Annotated in this window: 22 protein-coding genes; 11 read left to right on the forward strand and 11 right to left on the reverse strand. The window is 41.7% G+C overall.

The window, feature by feature from the left end; genetic code table 11:
- Position 1: 1 nt before the first annotated feature.
- Positions 2–583, reverse strand: a complete 582-nt coding sequence (locus ACULLH_RS00075; protein ID WP_454086677.1) for a TetR/AcrR family transcriptional regulator — start codon at positions 581–583, stop codon at positions 2–4.
- A gap of 40 nt (positions 584–623) precedes the next feature.
- The gene (locus ACULLH_RS00080; protein ID WP_454086678.1) at positions 624–1,373 is read right to left on the reverse strand and encodes an SDR family NAD(P)-dependent oxidoreductase; all 750 of its coding nucleotides are present in this window, start codon (positions 1,371–1,373) and stop codon (positions 624–626) included.
- Between the two features lie 189 nt (positions 1,374–1,562).
- Here ACULLH_RS00080 and ACULLH_RS00085 point away from each other — a divergent pair, with 189 nt between their 5' ends.
- Positions 1,563–1,916 (forward strand): hypothetical protein, encoded by a 354-nt coding sequence (locus tag ACULLH_RS00085; protein ID WP_454086679.1) that lies wholly within the window; start codon positions 1,563–1,565, stop codon positions 1,914–1,916.
- 4 nt (positions 1,917–1,920) lie between these two features.
- On the opposite strand, the gene ACULLH_RS00090 is transcribed toward ACULLH_RS00085, so the two are convergent.
- Positions 1,921–2,391 carry a CBS domain-containing protein gene (locus tag ACULLH_RS00090; protein WP_454086680.1) on the reverse strand — a complete coding sequence of 157 codons (471 nt, stop codon included), beginning with the start codon at positions 2,389–2,391 and terminating at the stop codon, positions 1,921–1,923.
- 123 nt (positions 2,392–2,514) lie between these two features.
- On the opposite strand from ACULLH_RS00090, the gene ACULLH_RS00095 reads away from it, so the two are divergent.
- From ACULLH_RS00095 to ACULLH_RS00105, 3 genes are all read left to right on the forward strand, one after another.
- Positions 2,515–4,794 carry a M28 family peptidase gene (locus ACULLH_RS00095; protein ID WP_454086681.1) on the forward strand — a complete coding sequence of 760 codons (2,280 nt, stop codon included), beginning with the start codon at positions 2,515–2,517 and terminating at the stop codon, positions 4,792–4,794.
- Positions 4,787–5,596, forward strand: coding sequence for an SDR family NAD(P)-dependent oxidoreductase (locus ACULLH_RS00100; protein WP_454086682.1), 810 nt, complete (start codon positions 4,787–4,789; stop codon positions 5,594–5,596). The genes ACULLH_RS00095 and ACULLH_RS00100 overlap by 8 nt, the downstream gene beginning before the upstream one ends.
- A gap of 101 nt (positions 5,597–5,697) precedes the next feature.
- Positions 5,698–6,399: a hypothetical protein gene (locus ACULLH_RS00105; protein ID WP_454086683.1), complete on the forward strand. Its 702-nt coding sequence runs from the start codon at positions 5,698–5,700 to the stop codon at positions 6,397–6,399.
- Here ACULLH_RS00105 and ACULLH_RS00110 read toward each other — a convergent pair.
- Positions 6,396–6,899 carry a nuclear transport factor 2 family protein gene (locus tag ACULLH_RS00110; protein ID WP_454086684.1) on the reverse strand — a complete coding sequence of 168 codons (504 nt, stop codon included), beginning with the start codon at positions 6,897–6,899 and terminating at the stop codon, positions 6,396–6,398. The two genes, ACULLH_RS00105 and ACULLH_RS00110, sit on opposite strands and share 4 nt — an antisense overlap.
- Positions 6,889–7,386, reverse strand: a complete 498-nt coding sequence (locus tag ACULLH_RS00115) for a hypothetical protein (RefSeq protein ID WP_454086685.1) — start codon at positions 7,384–7,386, stop codon at positions 6,889–6,891. The genes ACULLH_RS00110 and ACULLH_RS00115 overlap by 11 nt, the downstream gene beginning before the upstream one ends.
- Positions 7,387–7,450: 64 nt before the next feature.
- Between ACULLH_RS00115 and ACULLH_RS00120 the strand changes: the two genes are divergently transcribed.
- Complete coding sequence (locus ACULLH_RS00120) at positions 7,451–8,401, forward strand: NAD-dependent epimerase/dehydratase family protein (protein ID WP_454086686.1); 951 nt, start codon at positions 7,451–7,453, stop codon at positions 8,399–8,401.
- Positions 8,402–8,403: 2 nt separating this feature from the next.
- Here ACULLH_RS00120 and ACULLH_RS00125 read toward each other — a convergent pair whose 3' ends face one another.
- The 4 genes from ACULLH_RS00125 to ACULLH_RS00140 all read right to left on the reverse strand — a co-directional run bounded on the left by ACULLH_RS00125 (position 8,404) and on the right by ACULLH_RS00140 (position 10,383).
- Positions 8,404–8,703: a hypothetical protein gene (locus ACULLH_RS00125; RefSeq protein WP_454086687.1), complete on the reverse strand. Its 300-nt coding sequence runs from the start codon at positions 8,701–8,703 to the stop codon at positions 8,404–8,406.
- A 74-nt stretch (positions 8,704–8,777) separates the two neighbouring features.
- Positions 8,778–9,206: a cyclic pyranopterin monophosphate synthase MoaC gene (locus tag ACULLH_RS00130; protein WP_454086688.1), complete on the reverse strand. Its 429-nt coding sequence runs from the start codon at positions 9,204–9,206 to the stop codon at positions 8,778–8,780.
- 3 nt (positions 9,207–9,209) lie between these two features.
- Positions 9,210–9,650, reverse strand: a complete 441-nt coding sequence (locus tag ACULLH_RS00135) for a molybdenum cofactor biosynthesis protein MoaE (RefSeq protein ID WP_454086689.1) — start codon at positions 9,648–9,650, stop codon at positions 9,210–9,212.
- A gap of 121 nt (positions 9,651–9,771) precedes the next feature.
- Positions 9,772–10,383, reverse strand: a complete 612-nt coding sequence (locus tag ACULLH_RS00140) for a DinB family protein (protein WP_454086690.1) — start codon at positions 10,381–10,383, stop codon at positions 9,772–9,774.
- A gap of 287 nt (positions 10,384–10,670) precedes the next feature.
- Here ACULLH_RS00140 and katG point away from each other — a divergent pair, with 287 nt between their 5' ends.
- The 4 genes from katG to ACULLH_RS00160 all read left to right on the forward strand — a co-directional run bounded on the left by katG (position 10,671) and on the right by ACULLH_RS00160 (position 14,888).
- Positions 10,671–12,914: a catalase/peroxidase HPI gene (gene katG, locus ACULLH_RS00145; protein ID WP_454086691.1), complete on the forward strand. Its 2,244-nt coding sequence runs from the start codon at positions 10,671–10,673 to the stop codon at positions 12,912–12,914.
- Between the two features lie 83 nt (positions 12,915–12,997).
- Complete coding sequence (locus ACULLH_RS00150; RefSeq protein WP_454086692.1) at positions 12,998–13,483, forward strand: ankyrin repeat domain-containing protein; 486 nt, start codon at positions 12,998–13,000, stop codon at positions 13,481–13,483.
- Complete coding sequence (locus ACULLH_RS00155; protein WP_454086693.1) at positions 13,483–14,106, forward strand: NUDIX hydrolase; 624 nt, start codon at positions 13,483–13,485, stop codon at positions 14,104–14,106. The genes ACULLH_RS00150 and ACULLH_RS00155 overlap by 1 nt, the downstream gene beginning before the upstream one ends.
- Before the next feature lie 8 nt (positions 14,107–14,114).
- On the forward strand, positions 14,115–14,888 hold the full coding sequence (locus tag ACULLH_RS00160) for an amidohydrolase (protein ID WP_454086694.1): 774 nt from the start codon (positions 14,115–14,117) through the stop codon (positions 14,886–14,888).
- Here the strand turns inward: ACULLH_RS00160 and ACULLH_RS00165 are convergent.
- Entirely contained in the window at positions 14,875–16,494 is a 1,620-nt protein-coding gene (locus tag ACULLH_RS00165; protein WP_454086695.1) for an Ig-like domain-containing protein, read from the reverse strand. The two genes, ACULLH_RS00160 and ACULLH_RS00165, sit on opposite strands and share 14 nt — an antisense overlap.
- A 65-nt stretch (positions 16,495–16,559) precedes the next feature.
- Positions 16,560–17,255: a ComF family protein gene (locus ACULLH_RS00170; RefSeq protein ID WP_454086696.1), complete on the reverse strand. Its 696-nt coding sequence runs from the start codon at positions 17,253–17,255 to the stop codon at positions 16,560–16,562.
- A gap of 46 nt (positions 17,256–17,301) precedes the next feature.
- Here ACULLH_RS00170 and ACULLH_RS00175 point away from each other — a divergent pair, with 46 nt between their 5' ends.
- Together ACULLH_RS00175 and ACULLH_RS00180 are read left to right on the forward strand one after the other, a co-directional pair.
- Positions 17,302–18,198 carry a hypothetical protein gene (locus ACULLH_RS00175; RefSeq protein ID WP_454086697.1) on the forward strand — a complete coding sequence of 299 codons (897 nt, stop codon included), beginning with the start codon at positions 17,302–17,304 and terminating at the stop codon, positions 18,196–18,198.
- 36 nt (positions 18,199–18,234) lie between these two features.
- Complete coding sequence (locus ACULLH_RS00180) at positions 18,235–19,776, forward strand: glycine--tRNA ligase (RefSeq protein WP_454086698.1); 1,542 nt, start codon at positions 18,235–18,237, stop codon at positions 19,774–19,776.
- Positions 19,777–19,867 lie beyond the last annotated feature (91 nt).

Raw genomic sequence — 19,867 nt, forward strand, 5'->3', positions numbered from 1 at the left:
ACTAGTCCAGTACCGAAAGGGCAGTACCGACCATGGCTTTGAGTTTTTTCGGATTTGACTCGACTTTGGTCACTACCCGCAGGCCATTATAAAATGTGAAGAGCATTGATGCCGTACTTTCTGCATCTAAAGATGTAGCGAATTCACCATTATTGATACCTTTTTGAATATAATTTGAAAAAAGCGTTTCAACATTGGCCTTGTTTTCACATAAAACTTGAAGTAGTGACTCGTCACCGGGAATAAGTTCGGTTGTTGTGTTGACCACAAAACATCCTTTTCTACAGGAATCCTCCATTGATTCTTTTATGACGCCATCAAAAAGTTTTTGAAACCCTGCTTTTACGCCCTCCTCGCTCTCGAAAAGTGTTTTTAGCATGTTCCTGGAAATACTCCTATAGTGGGCAAAGGCCCTATTGAACAGTTTTTCCTTGCCACCAAAAGTATCATATAGACTGGCCCGGTTGATTCTCAAATGTGAGACCAAATCCTGTATTGAAGTGGCATGGAACCCTTTTTCCCAAAAGAGTTCCATGGCCTTGATCAATATTTCTTCTTCATTAAACTGTTTTGTTCTTGGCATATAGGTTTTGGAATATATGTTCCAAATTTATTCAAAAAAATTACACCTGGGCCAAGCCACCATCCACAGGAATTTCAGCGCCGGTGATATAGCTGCTATTTGAAGAAGCCAAAAACAGGGCTGTTGAAGCTATCTCTTCAGCCTTTCCAAATCTTCCCAATGACACCATTGAAGGCAGGCCAGAAGCCATTTGGTCCACATTCTCCTGGGGAACATTGTGTTTTCCATAAATCGGGGTATCTATAGGTCCTGGTGCAATCGCATTCACACGAATGCCCTTAGGCCCAAACTCTGCTGCCAAGGTTCTTGTCAAAGACCTTAAGGCTGCCTTGCTCGAGGCATATGCGGCCATTCCTGCAAAACCTTTTACGTTGACTATCGAAGTGTTGAAAATAATACTGGCACCTTCGTTCAAATGCTCAGAAGCCGCTTTTACGGTAAACAATGGTCCCTTGACATTGATGTCATAGACCTCATCATAAATTTTCTCGGTTAGTTCATCGATGCCTTCCAAACGAAATACTCCAGCATTCAGGAACAAAACATCGATCTTTCCATAGGTGTTTTTCGTTTTTTCAATAAGTTCTTGGCTGTCCTTGATACTAGAAGCTTCAGCTTTTACTAAAAGATATTCTCCTGAAAGCTCATCTTTCAAGGCGTCCAGCTTTTCTTGGTTTCTTCCTGTCAATACCACTTTTGCACCTTCTCGAAGATAGTTTTTAGCGGTTTCCAGCCCTATTCCACTAGTCGCTCCTGTTACTACGGCTACTTTGCCTTCCAATTTTTTCATTTTATGTGATTTTCGGTTATATATTTTATTTTGGAACAATCATTCCGAAACAAACATAATTATTCTGGAACGAATGTTCCAAAATTAATTCGACATTTAACATTTGTTTATCTTTTTAAACCTAAAAGAGGGTTGACTTTCAAGATCTTATGAAAAAACACGATATTGTAGTATCCTAAATCGAAGAATATGTCCGAAAAAAACTGTTTGGAATGTGGTGAGAAGTTAATGGGCAGGGTCGACAAAAAATATTGTTCCGACCATTGTCGAAATGCTTATAACAATAGGCTGAACAAGGATAGCAAAAACCTGGTCAGAAACATCAACAACAAACTGCGCAAGAACTACAGGATCTTGGACAGTTTTCCGTTAAAGGAAGGAAAGACCACAACAACAAAAATGCGGCTCATTGATAAAGGTTTTGACTTTGAGCACATTACCAATCTTTACACCACAAAAAAAGGAAGTACGTACTACTTCCTTTATGATCTTGGATATTTGCCTTTAGATAATGATCGCTACATGATTGTAAAGCGTGAGTAGTCGATCACTTCCAGTTTTGGGCACTCAATTTTAGCGCCGCAATTACAATATCCTTTCTACTAATTTGTCCGACCAAAATGTCGTTTTTCATGACCGGCAATCGACGTCTGTTATGCTTGTCGAAAACCCCCGCTGCATCAAAAATGCTCATATCGTGCGGAATGGTCTGCACATTTTTCGTCATAAAACGTTCTACACTTTTATCCAATATGGGTTGATTGAAATATCTACTTTCAGAAATTTGCTTCATGCAATCCGCCTCAGAAATAATTCCAACCAAAAACCCATTTTCATCCATTACCGGTCCCCCGGAAATATGATGTTTGGCAAAAGCTTCCATCACTTCCAAAATAGACTGCTCTGGAGCAAAAGTCACCAATTTCTTGGTCATGTAATCCTCAACCAGTATCGGGGCTTTATATTCTTTTTTTGAGGAATCCTTTGCTCTAGCACCTTGAAAACTCTTGATTGCCATAGTGCTGATTTTTTAAAGGTTGAATCTTAAATATAGGATTTTTCTTCGGAATATTTAAATTTTTAAGTCCAAATGCACAAACCTTTCATAATTTCATATTTTTATGTGCCAACTCGATAAACCATGAAACTTTCCCGAACACTTGCCTTTCTTATTCTTTTATTGGCCGTTTATTGGAGCTATAAGTCTTTGATGCCCCCCTATGAAAGTGACCTGAATGCAGGTCCAAACTCCTTTTCAACAGATAGGGCTCTGGTCCATGTAAAAAACATCTCCAAAGAGCCTCACGGTGTTGGTTTCCCTGCCCATGAAAATGTCAGAAGTTACATTATTTCAGAGCTGAAGAAATTAGGGCTGGAAGCCACCGTACAAGAAGGTTATACGGCGGGGGATTGGGCCAATCTCAGCAAAGCCACCAACATTTTGGCACGGATTAAGGGTTCTGGCAACGGCAAGGCCCTGCTTTTACTAACGCATTACGACAGCAGCCCCCATTCTTCTTTGGGAGCCAGCGATGCAGGAAGTGGTGTTGCCACAATTTTGGAAGGGGTTCGCGCTTTTTTAGCTGAAAATAGAAGTCCAAAAAATGATATCATAATACTCATTTCAGATGCAGAGGAACTGGGTCTGAATGGAGCTGATCTGTTTGTGAAAAAACACCCTTGGGCCAAGGATGTAGGCCTTGTTCTCAATTTTGAGGCCAGAGGTAGCGGCGGCCCCAGCTATATGCTCATTGAAACCAATCAAGGCAATGGAACATTGATCAAAGAATTTACCGAAGCAAATCCTAAATATCCGGTGGCCAATTCTTTGGCGTACAGCATTTATAAAATGCTGCCAAACGACACCGACCTTACCGTATTTAGGGAAGATGGGGATATCGAAGGTTTTAATTTCGCTTTTATTGATGATCATTACGATTACCACACGGTTCTTGACAACTATGAACGTTTGGATAAAACCTCTTTGGCACATCAAGGGAGTTATTTGATGCCATTATTTCGATACTTCAGTGACGCCGACCTCAACAATCTAAAAACCAGCGACGATTATATCTACTTTAACCTTCCCTATTTTAGGTTGGTTTCTTATCCATTCGAATGGATATGGCCCATGCTTGCCATAGCAGTGGTTGGCTTTATAATGCTACTTGTCCTGGGTCTAAAAAGGCAAAAGTTGAGTGCAAAAGGCATATTACAAGGGTTTTTACCACTATTATTGACCTTGATAATAAATGGCCTTGTGGGTTATTTTAGTTGGTTGGCCATAAAATGGTGGTATCCTGGTTTTAGCGATATGTTGCACGGATTTACCTATAACGGGCACCTCTACATCATGTCGTTTGCCATGTTATCTCTGGCGGTATGTTTTTGGTTTTACCATAAATTCAGAAAAATCCCTATGCCGGAACTTTTAATAGCTCCAATTTTTATCTGGTTGTTGATCTGTACCCTTGTTTCGATCTACCTCCAAGGAGCAAGCTTTTTTGTTGTACCCCTATACGGAATGTTGGTAGCTCTCATGGTATTGATCAACCAAGAAGAGCCAAGTCCTTTTCTACTTGTCTTCTTAGCACTTCCTGCGGTTTTCATGTATTCTCCTTTTATAAAAATGTTCCCCGTGGGTCTTGGATTAAAAATGATGGTGGCCGCAACCTTTTTCACCACACTGCTGTTTGTGCTAGTATTACCATTTTTTGGTCAGCTCAAAAACAAGAATCGTTTCGCCTATTTGGCATTGTTCCTTTTTGCAGTTTATAGTATTTCAGCACATATTAAATCGGACTTTAACGAAGAACGACCAAAGCCCAGTAGTCTTCTTTATGTTTATGATGCAGATAATGGGACCGCTATTTGGGCCACCTATGATAAACAATTGATCGGCTGGAACAGTCAATTCTTGAAAGATAAAATAGACCCCTCCCAAGCCGAAGGGTTCAAAACGCTTGCCAGCAAGTACAGCTCAGGGTTTACATATACCTCCACGGCCCCTTCAAAAGATATTGCTGTTCCTTGGATCGATACGGTAAGGGACACCATTATAGGTGATAATCGAATCCTTGAACTTTGTGTAACCCCGAAAAGAGCGGTCAATCGGTTGGATGTTTATGCAAATGATGTCAAATTCAATAGGGTAAAGGTCAATAATATTCCGTTGTCCGATAGTTTCTTGCAGAAGCGAAGAAAAAAATTGGTTACGCATCATATCAGCAACAACCATTACACTGAATTGGAAATGAGTTTTCCTAAAGATTCCGTTTTGGAACTTGCTTTTTATGAATCATCCAATGACTTGTTAAGCAATCTAGATTTTACGGTTCCAGAGCGACCTGAAAACAGTATTCCCATGCCATTTGTGCTCAATGACGCCATTTTGGTGACCAAAACACTACGATTTGAGTAAAAAAATAGGCATTATGGGCTGCGGATGGCTAGGGCTGCCACTTGCCAAACATTTCGTCTCAGCTTCCCATATCGTCCATGGCACTACAACATCCGAAACTAGACTTGGAATGCTCAGCGATGAAGGTATACATGCACATCAAATTGCTTTGTCCGCAAGCGCTATTGAAGGAGATGTTCAAAATTTCTTGTCACAAATAAATCTCCTGGTCATCAATGTGCCTCCAAAACTTCGAAGTGGAAATTCAGAGAGCTTTTATGAAAAAATGAAGCTGTTGTATGGTAAGATCAGGAAGAGTTCGGTTTCAAATATCATTTTTATCAGCAGCACGGCAATTTATGGTGATATAAAGGGTGAAGTGACAGAAGATGCAATTCCGCAACCCGTTACGGAATCTGGCAAACAGCTTTTGGCATCTGAACAATTGTTCTCCACTGATAAGGAATTAAACGCTACAATCATTCGTTTTGGAGGATTGATAGGTCCAAACAGACATCCTGTGAGCATGTTGTCCAAAAGGCAAAATCTCACTAATGGCAACGACCCGATCAATCTGATACATTTGGATGATTGTATTTACATGATAAACACAGTCATTGAAAACGGGTATTGGGGTGAGGTCTTTAATGGTGTGTATCCAATGCATCCAACCAAAAAAGAGTTTTACACCCTGGAAGCCCTTAAAATGGGGATTACCCCACCTGATTATTCCAACAGCCTTCCTTCCAAATTGGACAAAATCATTGTGAGCAAAAACTTTGAGGATAAATCACATCGATTGCAAACTTCGATCATTTCTTAATCCAATAAAACTAGTTTCCATATTTTGTAATTCATATAGTATTCTTTAACAGCTTAATACCAATTATTTTTTTAGTTTTGGCGCACCAAAAAACATGAGAGATGAGAAAATTTGCGGTGTTGATACTTTTATTCACAGGTTTCAACGGGATTTCACAGAGCAACAACGAACTTACCGAACATTATAAGGCATTTTATAACGAAATGCGTTTACAGGGCGATATTTCAGGTGTGATCAATGCTTTGACACATTTGAACGTTCTGTCACCTTCGACTGCACGCAGGGATACATTGGCATTTGTTTACATGAACAATGGACAGCACCTGCAAGCCCTAAACACTATAGGTATTGAGAAAAAAGCAGATGATTCCGATTTGTCTGTTCAGGTGAAGGCAGTCTCTTTGAAGGCTCTGAATCAACCCAAAAGGGCTTTAGAGCATTTCGAGGTACTTTTCACAAGAGCTCCATCGGCTTATTTGGCCTATGAATTGGCCGATCTCAAAATTCAGGTGGGAGATAATGATGGCGCATCGACCAATATTGAGTATGGCATCGCCAACGCCAAGGATGATCAGAAATATGCTTTTTACGAAAGACAGCAACCCTATGAGGTTCCTTTAAAAGCTGCATTTCATCACTTAAAAGGCTTGGTGATTTTCAACAAGGACAAGAACAATATTGATACTGCAATTGCTTCTATTGATGAAGCGCTTAAAATTGACCCCAATTTCAATTTGGCAAGTTTAAGTAAGCAAGCTTTGGAATCGCGCAAGCAAAAGGCGGAAGGGGAAGACCAGAACTAGTAGCTCTTTTTTTGAAGCTCAACCAGTATTAGGCTATCCTTTTCCTTTTTTAGTTGAATGAGTTCCCCGACATTTTCGTTGGGCACAGCAATAGAAAGAACATAGTGGGCAATTTTCCATTGCCCATTTTCTTTTTTGGCCACTCCCGATCCACGGCAAAGTTTCATCTGGGTATCCAACAGCTCATCAAACCAAGCGATATCCTCTGCTTCGTTAAGGTAGATGTTTCGTTCTACGGAGGTAAAACTCCATGCTTTCCCTTTGTCAAAATAGGGTTTTGAAAATTCCCGAAATGCCTTGTTTTGCCAATTTTCGGTTGCATCGGTCCCAATAAAAACCCCCTCTGGGGTCATTTTTCCAAAATAAGCATCGAAATCGGCATCGGACGCGGCTTGGTGCCAACCATCCAACAATTCATTTATCGCTTGTTTCTCAATTTCTTGGGCCCCAAGACCAAGAGAAATTGTCATTACTAGGGGTAGGAGCAGTTTATTCTTCATCTAAAATCAGTTTATCATCCAATTGGCTATTGACCACTACATTAAATTGTCTGCGAAATGCATTATACGCTTCCAACATTTCTATTGTGGGCTGGGTCGTATCATGATTGTTCAAAATACTTGCCTTAACTTTTAGAAAATAGGTCTTAAGAACACGCTGTCTACTCTTAATCTGAAGATCATCAAGTATTCCCGGGTATGTAGATGCTGCCAAAAGCTTCTCTTTCTCTATGAGATCATCAATGGCCAAAATCAAATCTTCGTTGTTTCTGGCTTTATACAAAACATCGAAACTACTGGACAATGTCTTGAACTCCGCCCAGCCTTCCACCAATTCGGTAGCTATAGGGTTCATTTCAAGTTTCTTGGGCATTTTTTGGTAGTTGAACACCAATTCCTCATCCTGTAATTCGTCAGGAGAGGCGTTGTTATTTTTACATGCTGCCACAAGTAAAAGAGCAGCAACCCAATAGGACAATTTTCGCATAAGCGAATGTACAAATTTTAATAAAGGCTATCTTTGCGCTTTGATACAATTAACTTCATTTTAAATGCAAAAACCCATTCTTATTCTAGGCGCCTGTGGCCAAATTGGAACCGAGCTAACCATGGAACTAAGAGCCAAGCATGGTGCTGAAACGGTTATCGCAAGTGACATTAGGGAAGGTACGGAAGGACTTATGAAATCAGGCCCTTTTGAAATATTGGACGCCACCAATTATGAAGCTATTGAAGATGTGGTGATGCATTATGAAATCGATGAAGTGTATTTAATGGCGGCAATGCTGAGCGCCACCGCGGAGAAGTTTCCCATGCGTGCATGGAACCTAAATATGAACTCACTGTTCAATGTGCTCAATCTGGGAAAAGAGAAAAAAATCTCCAAAATTTTCTGGCCTTCGAGCATTGCTGTGTTCGGTCCGAACACTCCAAAGGAAGACACCCCCCAAAATGTGATTATGGAACCAAGTACGGTCTATGGTATAAGTAAACAATCGGGAGAGCGCTGGTGCGAATATTATTATAACAAATTCGGTGTGGACGTTCGGAGCGTTCGCTATCCGGGATTGATCAGTTGGAAAACAATGCCAGGTGGTGGAACAACGGATTACGCCGTGGAAATCTACCATAAAGCACTCGAAGAGGGTGAATACAATTGTTTTTTGGACAAGACTACTAAACTGCCCATGATGTATATGGACGATGCCATTAGAGCTACAATAAGCTTGATGGAAAGTCCAGCTGAAAATCTAAACATCAGGTCTTCCTACAATTTGGGAAGCATGAGTTTCAGTCCACAGGAGATTGCCAAAAGCATCCAATCCCACATTCCAAATTTTAAAGTCACCTACAACCCTGATTTTAGGCAACAAATTGCAGATTCTTGGCCAAGCAGTATTGATGATTCCGCTGCCCAAACCGAATGGGGCTGGAAACCAAGATTTGACCTGGATGGAACCACTAAAGAAATGCTTGATAATTTAAAGGAAACGTATTCTTAGGACTATTCTTCCTCTGACTCAGGTAAACCTACTGGTGGTTTTTCCATACCATCGGCTTTGAGCAAAGCTGCATCTGCCTCATCAAAACTTGCCATACTCCGCTGTAATTTTGAGCTGATCTTTACCAAATATATGGTATCAGGAGTGGATACTTCAACAGCTTCGATTGCTGACCCTCTTGGTCCTTTATATTTTATGATATCCCTATCCCCATAACCATCAGGATACTTTTCTACGAGAAGTTTGAGCACCCCCGGGGTAAGCTTTTTATAATCGACAATTACCCTCTTGAGATTTTCCATTTCAACGAGCTTATCATCAATATCTTCCTAAAATTAGGATAAAAAGCTTTTGATTTAAAAAAATTCGATGAAATTCACTTCCGATCAATGTCGGACTTCCCCCCTGTCTTTTTTAAGAGTTTTATGTGATGTATTTCAACCCCTTTATCAATGGGCTTGAGCATATCGTACATATTGAGCGCCACGATACTGGCGCCATGCATGGCTTCCACCTCCACACCTGTTTTATAATATGTCTTCACTTCTATCCTTACCACGATTTCGAGGCCTTTGATTACATAATCTATACCACAAAACTCCACAGGTAACGGGTGGCAGTCCGGAAGAAGGTCCGCCGTTTTTTTAACCCCAAGAAATCCAGCTGCCTTGCTCATTGCGAAAACATCGCCTTTGGGAACACTTCCCGTTTGAATCGCCTCTATGGTCTTTTGGGAACTTACCTTTACCACAGCTTGCGCAATTGCCGTTCGGTGGGTAGCTTGTTTTTGGGTAATGTCAACCATAGGCTATGTGTTTACTTTCCATTGATAGGAATCATCCTCGAACAGTTCCTTTCCAAAAACTGGAACCTGCGATTTTATTTCCTCCACCACATATTCAAGCGCTTCAAAAGCTGTGCGCCTATGCGGAGATGAAACAAATACGAAGAGGCAGATTTCACCAACGTTCACCTTTCCCAAGCTATGGTATATATGCATACAAGTGATGTCAAATTTCAAGAAGGTGTTTTCTCTAATTTCAAGGAATTTTAGATTGGCCATATCTTCATAAGCCGTATACTCAATGGCTCCTACGGTCTTTCCTTCTATCACATCTGCCCTGACCTGCCCTAAAAAGATGTCATGAGCACCAATTTGCGTCTTGGATTGGTGCTTGGCAATGGAATCGCCAATAAAGGAAGGGGTGATAGCGCCCTCAACAAAAACATTTTTTACTTTCTTTTCCATTGAAAACAAGTTTGTGCTAAGGTAACTAAGAAAATTAAAAATTAATCGATAAACGTCGATCGCATAAAAACAAACCCCTTCCAAAACGGAAAGGGTTTTTATAATTCGAGTTAAGTTGAATCTATTTTCCCTTTGGGAAAAGTTTGTGGGCCATCACCTCTTTCATTTGATTTACGTGTCTTTCTGTATGCCCTGACATAAAGAGAACAACCTGAAATCCATCAACTGTTCCGAAAGGAAGGTCGGAATTGAATCGATTTCTTAAATCGTCATCCGTGGTTTTCATATAGTTGATATGTTCATCCCTTTTGTCCATGAAAGCTTTTACCGTTGCCTTATGCGAACCAAATTTACCTGAAGGTTCAAAAGGTTCACTGGTCTTCACTCTTTTGGATCTATCAGAGATAATGCCCAAAAGTTCATCGTCCTTAAATTTCACAGAATCCTTCAGTGCAGGATTTGGCCCAGCGGCCACCGTCTTTTGAATCAATCCGGCAAAAGCATTTTCCGAAATTGCGATGTGCTCCGCACATTCAGCAATAGACCACGAGTCCTCTTCTGCCTTAAAGTTCAACTGCTCCTCAGTAAGTCCGCGAAGAACCTTGGACATCTCATCCCGTGTTTCTTTCAAATGATCAACAGCCATTTTTCGGTCTTCATCTGAAAGTTTAAAAGTATCTGTGCTAAAGCTGAAAAGCAATAAGGCAATCAGCGGTAAAACCAGTTTTTTCATTTGTGTCAGAGTTTAAATTAATTTTATAGTGTAAAGGTTTCTATGCTATAGACGATTAGACAATCCAAAATTGGACCTGATTCCCAAAGTTAAGGTAAATCTACACCATAAAAGGGGGCAAATGCGCCAAAATGAATGTCGATTTGTGTAAAGTGACTCATTTTGGCCATTCAAAGCATAAATTATATTTATCTTTTCATAATGTTTTGATATGAATTATCTATTGTTCAGAAAGATGTTTTCCTAATTTTATGAAGGCTTAAAAATTTATAAAACACTATACGATCATGAGTAAACAATCGACATCTTCGGCAGCGGCCGGAGCTAAAAATTCAAACGGCGAGAGCAAGTGCCCATTTATGAACGGGGCACTTAAGCACGGCGCTGGAGGTGGTACTTCAAACCGCGATTGGTGGCCTAATCAATTAAGGTTGAATATTCTTCGTCAACATTCCGCCCTTTCAAACCCAATGGATCCGGATTTTGACTACGCCAAGGAATTCAAAAGCCTTGATCTGGATGCCATTAAAAAAGACCTTTATGATTTGATGACGGATTCCCAGGACTGGTGGCCGGCAGATTACGGACATTATGGACCATTTTTCATCCGTATGGCATGGCATAGCGCGGGAACTTATCGTATTGCTGATGGACGAGGTGGTGCCGGTTCAGGTACACAAAGATTTGCACCCTTGAATAGCTGGCCGGATAATGCCAACCTTGACAAGGCGCGTCTGTTGTTATGGCCCATTAAGCAGAAGTACGGAAAGAAAATTTCTTGGGCAGATTTGATGATTCTTGCTGGGAACTGCGCTCTGGAATCCATGGGTTTCAAAACCTTTGGTTTTGCCGGAGGGCGTGAGGATGTCTGGGAACCGGAAGAAGACATTTATTGGGGTGCTGAAACGGAATGGCTCGGGGACAAACGTTATGAAGGAGACCGGGAACTAGAAAATCCACTTGGCGCAGTCCAAATGGGGTTGATCTATGTGAATCCCGAAGGACCTAATGGAAATCCCGACCCGGTTGCAGCCGCTCATGATATCCGTGAGACTTTTGGTAGAATGGCCATGGACGATGAGGAAACTGTTGCGCTAATTGCCGGAGGTCATACTTTTGGGAAAACCCATGGTGCTGCTGATCCAGATAAATATGTGGAGCGTGAACCCGCTGCTGCCGGAATCACAGAGCAGAGTACTGGTTGGAAAAATAACTTTGGAACCGGAAACGCCGGAGACACCATTACCAGTGGACTGGAAGGGGCTTGGACTACCACTCCCACCAAATGGAGCAATAACTTTTTCTGGAACTTGTTCGGATACGAATGGGAATTGACCAAAAGTCCAGCAGGTGCCCATCAATGGATCCCGAAGCATGGCGCAGGTGCCGAAAGTGTTCCTGATGCCCATGACCCATCCAAAAGACACACACCCATCATGTTGACGACAGATTTGTCCTTGCGAATGGATCCTGATTATGAAAAAATCTCAAGACGCTTCCATGAGAATCCTGATGAGTTCGCCGATGCATTTGCAAGAGCTTGGTTTAAACTGACGCATCGTGATATGGGTCCACTCTCAAGATATTTAGGGTCTGAGGTGCCTTCAGAAGAGTTGATTTGGCAAGATCCAATTCCTGCTGTTGACCACGGGCTAATTAACGAGGAGGATGCTTCAGCATTAAAGCAAAACATTTTGGCCTCTGGACTTTCTGTACCTGAGTTGGTAGGTACTGCTTGGGCTTCTGCATCCACATTCCGTGGTTCAGATAAAAGAGGCGGTGCCAATGGTGCCCGCATCAGACTTGCACCTCAAAAAGATTGGGAAGTGAACCATCCCGAACAACTTTCAAAGGTTTTGGATACGTTGGAGAGAATCCAAAACGAATTCAACAGCAACCAATCTGGTAATAAAAAGGTTTCCATTGCAGATTTAATTGTGCTAGGTGGTAATGCTGGAATTGAGCAAGCAGCCAAAAATGCTGGTCAAAATGTATCGGTTCCTTTCACTCCCGGAAGAGGTGACGCCACTCAAGAACAGACCGATGTGGAATCGTTTGCTGTTTTGGAGCCCAAAGCTGACGGCTTCCGAAATTATATGAAGTCAAAATATGTGGTTACCGCAGAGGAAATGTTGATTGATAGAGCACAGCTATTAACGTTGTCCGCTCCTGAAATGACCGTTCTTCTCGGAGGACTCCGTGTACTTGACATCAACCATGACCAATCCCAACATGGAGTTTTCACCGAACGTGCTGGATCTCTTACCAATGATTTCTTTGTAAATCTGTTGGATTTAAGCACTAAATGGGAGGCAACTTCTGAAGAAGAAACTGTATTTGCCGGTCGTAACCGTGCATCAGGCGAAGTTAAATGGGCAGGTACCCGGGCTGATCTTATCTTTGGATCTAATACTGAATTGAGAGCCATTGCTGAAGTCTATGGAAGTAACGATTCCGAGGAGCGTTTTCTCAACGATTTCGTAGCTGCTTGGACCAAAGTGATGAATCTAGATCGTTTTGATTTGGTTTAATTTTAGAAAAAGAAAATTAACAATAAACAACTGTCACTTCCTGCAAAGGTTGTGGCAGTTTTTTTATAACTTTCCGTAAGATTATGGGTAACAACGAAGACTTCTTCAATGCAATTAGAACCGGGAACCTTGAGGTCGCTTCAGAATTGCTGGAATCAGACACCAAATTATTGGAAACTACCGATGAAAGAGGGTCAACACCTTTAATATTGGCTTCCTATTACAATCATGAAGACATAACCGCTCTATTATTGGAAAAAGGTGTTAATATTGATGCCAAAGATGGTTCTGGTAATACCGCATTAATGGGCGTTTGCTTTAAAGGGTTTCCAAAAATAGCGAAGCTTTTGATTCAAGCGGGAGCAGATGTTAACCATATAAACGCCATGGGGGCAACATGCCTGATCTATGCCGCAACCTTTAACAGAATGGAGATAGCGCAATTATTATTGGAACATCAAGCAGATGTTTCCATTAGGGATGCACGGGGAAATACGGCGATGGACCATGCCAAAATGCAGGGAACGAAACCAATGATAGAACTTTTACAACAAAGCGGACAACTTTAATGGATTCAAAACAACAGCTCAACCTCATCAAACGTATAAAGGCAATTTCGGAAACAGGTTTGGTGTACGCCCAAGATCCTTATGACCGGGAACGATATGAAGAACTTCAACAAATTAGCTTGGAACTGATGTCCAATATTGGGAATACCTCGGTGGAAGTACTTCAAGAGTTTTTCATGCCTCAAGATGATTACCCTACTCCAAAAGTTGATGTTAGAGGCTTTGTATTGAATGAAAAGGATGAAATTTTGATGGCAAGGGAAAGTATCGATGGCAAATGGACGATCCCAGGTGGTTGGGCTGACATTGGCAGTACTCCTTCAGAAATAGCTATCAAAGAAATAGAGGAAGAAACCGGGTTAAAAGTTGAAGTGGTCAAGCTACTTGCTGTATACGACAAGCAAGTACATCCACATCCACCAGAACCCTATTACATTTACAAATTGAACTTTTTGTGCAGGGTCGTTGGAGGGGAATTGCGTGCTGGCTTTGATATGCTGGGGACTGGATTTTTCCCACTGGAAAATCTCCCTGAGCTTTCGCAGGAACGAATTTTGGAAAGTCAATTGAAGCACTTATTCGAGTTGGCCAAATCTTCAACAACAGAAGTCTATTTTGATTAGTACAAGCCATGAATCAAAAATTAAAATTAGCCCTGGTCCAATCCCAATTGATTTGGGAAGATCCCGAAGCCAATAGAAAACTATTCGACGAAAAAATCAAAACCATTTCTGCCGATGTGGATTTGATTGTACTTCCCGAAATGTTTTCCACCGGTTTTACCATGAATCCGGAAAATATCAACACGGAAGAAGGAAAAAAGACCGTGCAATGGATGCAGGATTGGGCCAAACAAAAGCAGGTCGCTTTGGTGGGAAGCATCATTTTCCATGAAAACGGAAAAAACCACAACCGTCTGTTTTTTGCTGAGCCGGATGGAACAACTGCCCATTACGATAAAAAACACTCCTTCACCCTGGCTGGGGAGGACAAAGTTTTTAAGGCTGGCGATTCCAAGTTAATTCTGGATTACATGGGATTCAAACTATTCCCATTGATTTGTTATGACCTTCGCTTCCCTGTTTGGGCAAGAAATGTGGAGAATTATGACGCATTGATTTATGTGGCCAACTGGCCAAAACCCCGCATCCAAGCCTGGGATACGCTCTTAAAAGCTCGCGCCATTGAAAATATGGCGTATTGCATTGGGGTTAATAGGATTGGGTCTGACGGATTGGGATACGAATACTGCGGGCATTCAGCTGCCTATGATGTTCTCGGAAATCAGCTGGCCTATTCCGAAGAGGAAGAAACCCTTTATGTTACTTTGGATAAGCAACATATTGCTTCAACAAGGGAAAAGTTGAGATTCTTGGAAGATAGAGATCCGTTTAATCTGATATAACAAACGTCTGCTCCAGCTCCCAGTTGGCCCGCACATCAATAACGTCAGGATAATAGCTCACTTTTTCAGGTTGGATTTTCTTCAAGTAGCTTCCGGTATCCCAAATACCATTTCCGTTTTCATCAAAGATTACCCGAATCATGTATTTCGCAGGCTCAAGATTGTTGAACTCAAATTGTTGGGATTGTTCGGCAAAAATCTCTCTTTTGATCTCTCCGGATTCATTCGTTAGCTGAACGACAAGAGGATAGCGAACAGCACCGCCAACATTCACCCTTAAATTGCCAAAATCGGCATAGCTCCCGGTTGAAAAACGATAGTTCAGCGAATCGTTCTGAATACCAAAAAAATCCGTGATGGCTCCCGGCATCAACTCAAAAGAATAGCTCTGCTGGGGCTCGATCCCAAAATCGAAGTCAATCTTGTTTTCCAAGGTATCCAACTCAAAGGAAAAAGGAGAGCTAATCGAATCGCTGATAAAAAGGGCTATTTTGGATGAATCCAATTCCGATATTGGGGTGTTGGCCCAAATACTGAAGGTGTCTTCAAAGCCAAAGGATCTACCTCCATTAGAGCTTAGTCGCAAAGAATCCAACGGTAATTTTCTGGTTTTTACCGTGAAGGTATCAATCTGCTCCAATTTGGTATTGGTTACGGTAAAGATTATGGAATCGATGTCCGTCGGTGTCAACCAATAATTCAGCGTATCCTTTTCCCTATCTTTTAGGATAGTGGTCTTCACAGAATCGGGAAGTATAGTCAACGGGGCTATCTCAATATCCTTTTGATCTCCCTGATATCCAAAAATAATATGGTTTTTGGCCACATAACTTGGAACCGATGCACTATAGTCCGGAAGCTCCTGAAAAAGATTGAGCAGATAAATGGAGTCCGTCGGAATAGTAATGGTGTCCTCTATAAAACCAATCTTATCCTGTCTTTGGTCAAACATGTTATTTTTATTGATGTCCTTAACGGCCATCAAAGCGTACTTTCCAGCCTTTAGGTTCTTAAGCTCAAAAAAGGGAACGCTATCCAAAGTATTTGTAATATAATTTGGAGGTCTTTTGTAAACGGTTGAGTCGGTATAGGTGGTGTCCAGTTCATAGAGCATTACACTAATGAATTGGTCGGCCTTACGGTTAAAAGCATCTTTGACCGCACCTGATAAGGTAAGGGAGTCCAAATAATCCCCTGTGGAAAAGACATAGGATAAAAAGCTATTGGGATTTCCTTCATTATTGTCGGTTATACTCTGTCCAAAATTGAATGTATACGTAGTGTTTTCCCGCAGCGTATCTTTAATGGTCACCTCAATGTATTTACTTGCACCTCCCAAGGGAGTAACTACCGGGGGGTACTTTAAGGGTGGGGAAATAATGAGCTGATTTTGAACATCCTTAAGTTTGATAAATTCATCAAAGTACAATCGAATCTTTTGCGCCTTAAAATTGATGGAAAAATTCTCAGGCTCTGTCCTGAGCAGCACTGGCGGGGTAACATCTTTTGGGCCACCGGAGGGATTTCCTCTTTTAGCACATTGCCAAAGTGCCAAACCCATAAGAAAAAGGAAGGAAAAGCTCAACAGTTTTTTAAAGTACCGCATTGAAAAACAAGTGTTGGGCAAAGAAACAACTAATTTAAAAATTGAAAACAAGGATTTATAGAATTTTAACCCTTGGGCACCACGGCCATGCTAAGCACTGAAACGGAAACGTTGCCAAGCGCATGCAGCTTTTGGGCACATGCCTCGATGGTCGCTCCCGTGGTAATGACATCATCGACCAGTAGAAGGTGGTGAAATCCCTTTTTGATATTTGCGTTGAGCTCAAAATCCTCTTGTGCACTTTCCCATCTCAATAGCCTACTTTTTTTGGTTTGGGTTTTGGTATTGTTGACTTTGATTAAAATATCATCCCGATAATCCGCATTTATGACTTTAGAAATCTTTTTCGCAAACAATTCCACTTGATTGTAGCCCCGTTTCTTTTGCTTTTTTGGATGTAATGGCACTGGCACCACTACATCGACCGATTTAAGATGTTCCTCACGCTCCAAGGAAGAACCGCACCAGTCCCCCAAAAAATCGCCTATCTGCTCCTGATTTTTATATTTTAAGTAATGTAATAGTTGCTTAACCGCTCCTTTTTTGGAAAAAAACAGGAAAGAAACCGCTTTTTTTATAGGAATCCTCCCATAAAATATGCGGTCTACGGGATTTTCATCCGAAAAGTTATAATCGGTGAGTGGCATCTCATGTCGACAAACGGTACACAATACGCTTTCTCCTCTGGATAATTGCGCATTACATCCAAAACATACCCTTGGCAATAGGATGTTGTTAATCTCGTTTAGTATCTTAGCCAACTTATCGATCAAATCTTATACGCGTTACAGAAGCCTAATAAACCCCATGGATGCCCAAGATAACAATTTCAACTACAAGATTATCTTTGCAGCGCTTGTCGCGGTCATTGTAGGCATTCTCATTGCTTTTTACTACAGTTATGCGCAATCCAAGAACCAAATGACGTTTTTGGAGCAAGAGAAATCCCTTTTGGTAAAGGATTTGACCTTGATGAAGGCCGAAGTGGACCGTTTATCCGGCTTAAATGAAGTCAACGAAATAGAACTGCAAACATCCCGCTTTAGGGTTCAGCAGTTATTGGATTCGGTGGGAAGATTGAATTTCAGCCTAACCAAACTAAAAGAGACTCGAAAAGAGCTTCGAATGCTCGAAATCCGCTTCGACAGCTTGAAACTAAAGAACAACTTCCTCAGATATAACAATAGTTTATTGGCCAATCGATATGAGGAAACCCGAAAACAGTTGGAAGATGCAAGAGGCAGGGCCAGCACCATGGAGCAAACAGAGTCCTTATTGCGTGAGACCAACAGGGAATTGACCCGGGAACTACGAATTAAAAGCTACCTCAAACTCCAGGATGCGGAAGGTAGTGGATTTCGCCTAAGGGCAGGTCGCCCCTTAAAGACCAACAAAGCTTCTGTGGTGGAAAAATTGAGGGGCTGCGTCACCATTTTGTCCAACGCGGATGAAGAAGGCGATGTAAAAGTGCTTTATCTGCAGTTTTTGGACCCCAATATGGCAGTTGTCGAAGATAACGCCAACACTATTTCTGTAAGTGGCAACACCTACAGCAAAAAAGTTGAGGTAATCTACACGGGCAAGGAAATCAGTATTTGCGATGCCATAACCGTTCCTGAAGGTTCACTTTCCGAGGGAATTTATACCCTCAATGTATTCGAGGACGAAAGATTGCTTGCTTCCACTGAATTTCAGTTGAAATAGCGCTTTTCTTTTGGGGCAAAATTCTATTTTTGCCCAATGGCAAATCAAGAAGACATTTTTAAGAAGGTAATCTCCCATGCGAAGGAGTACGGTTACGTGTTCCAATCCAGTGAGATTTATGACGGACTCAGCGCTGTTTATGACTATGCACAGAACGGGGTTGAGCTAAAGAAAAATATTCGTGAATATTGGTGGCAGGCCATGGTGCAACTCAATGACAATATTGTTGGGATTGATGCGGCCATTTTTATGCACCCTACCACATGGAAGGCTTCTGGACACGTAGATGCCTTTAATGATCCCTTGATCGACAATAAAGATTCCAAGAAAAGATATCGTGCCGATGTTTTGGTCGAAGACCATGTTGCCAAAATCGAGGCCAAAATAGATAAGGAAGTCAAAAAAGCTGCCAAGCGCTTTGGTGATAGTTTTGACAAGGAACAGTTCTTAGCCACCAACCAAAGGGTACTGGACTATAAAGCCAAGGGTGATGGAATCCTAAAACGTTTGGGCAAATCATTGGAAAATGAGGATCTGGCCGATGTAAAAGCCTTGATAGAGGAGTTGGAAATCGCTTGCCCGCTTTCAGGTTCGAAGAATTGGACTGATGTAAAACAGTTCAACCTTATGTTCGGAACCAAACTGGGTGCTTCCGCAGATTCCGCAATGGACCTTTACCTAAGACCTGAAACAGCACAAGGAATCTTTGTCAACTTTTTGAATGTTCAGAAAACTGGTCGCATGAAAATCCCATTTGGAATTGCCCAAACCGGAAAAGCGTTTCGTAATGAGATTGTGGCCCGTCAATTCATCTTCCGGATGCGGGAGTTTGAACAAATGGAAATGCAATTCTTTATCAAACCAGGAACGCAACAGGAGTGGTATGACAAATGGAAGGAAAAACGATTAAACTGGCACTTGTCCCTTGGAATGGGCGAGGAGAATTATCGTTTCCACGACCATGAGAAACTTGCGCATTACGCAGACGCTGCTGCCGATATTGAATTCAAATTCCCGTTCGGGTTCAAGGAACTGGAAGGGATCCATTCCCGTACAGATTTCGATTTGGCCCAACACGAAAAATATTCAGGGAAAAAACTGCAGTATTTCGACCCAGAGGAAAACAAGAGCTATGTGCCCTACGTATTGGAAACTTCCATTGGTTTGGATCGAATGTTCTTGGCGGTATTCTCCAATTCGCTAGAAGAAGAAGAATTGGAAAATGGCACCACAAGAACGGTACTTAAAATTCCAGCGGTACTGGCACCTACCAAAGCCGCGATTCTACCCTTGCTAAAACGTGACGGACTTCCCGAAGTTGCCCAAAAGCTCATTGATGATCTTAAGTGGGATTTTAAGGTGGCCTATGATGAAAAGGATGCTGTGGGTCGTCGTTACCGTCGCCAAGATGCTGCGGGAACACCATTCTGTGTGACCATTGACCATCAAACCTTGGAAGATGACACCGTTACCATTCGTCATCGTGACACCATGGAGCAGCAGCGTGTGAAATTGGATGAGGTTAAGGGAATCATTTCCAAAGAGGTGGATATGCGCTACTGGCTGCAAAAGATATAATCATCTTTGTCAGGTCGAGCTCTTGGACAAAGGAGAAGTGTATCGAGAACCAAACATCTCGATACAAATTTTCCCTCCCTAGGTCAGGAAA

This window comes from Flagellimonas sp. 2504JD4-2, assembly GCF_053642935.1.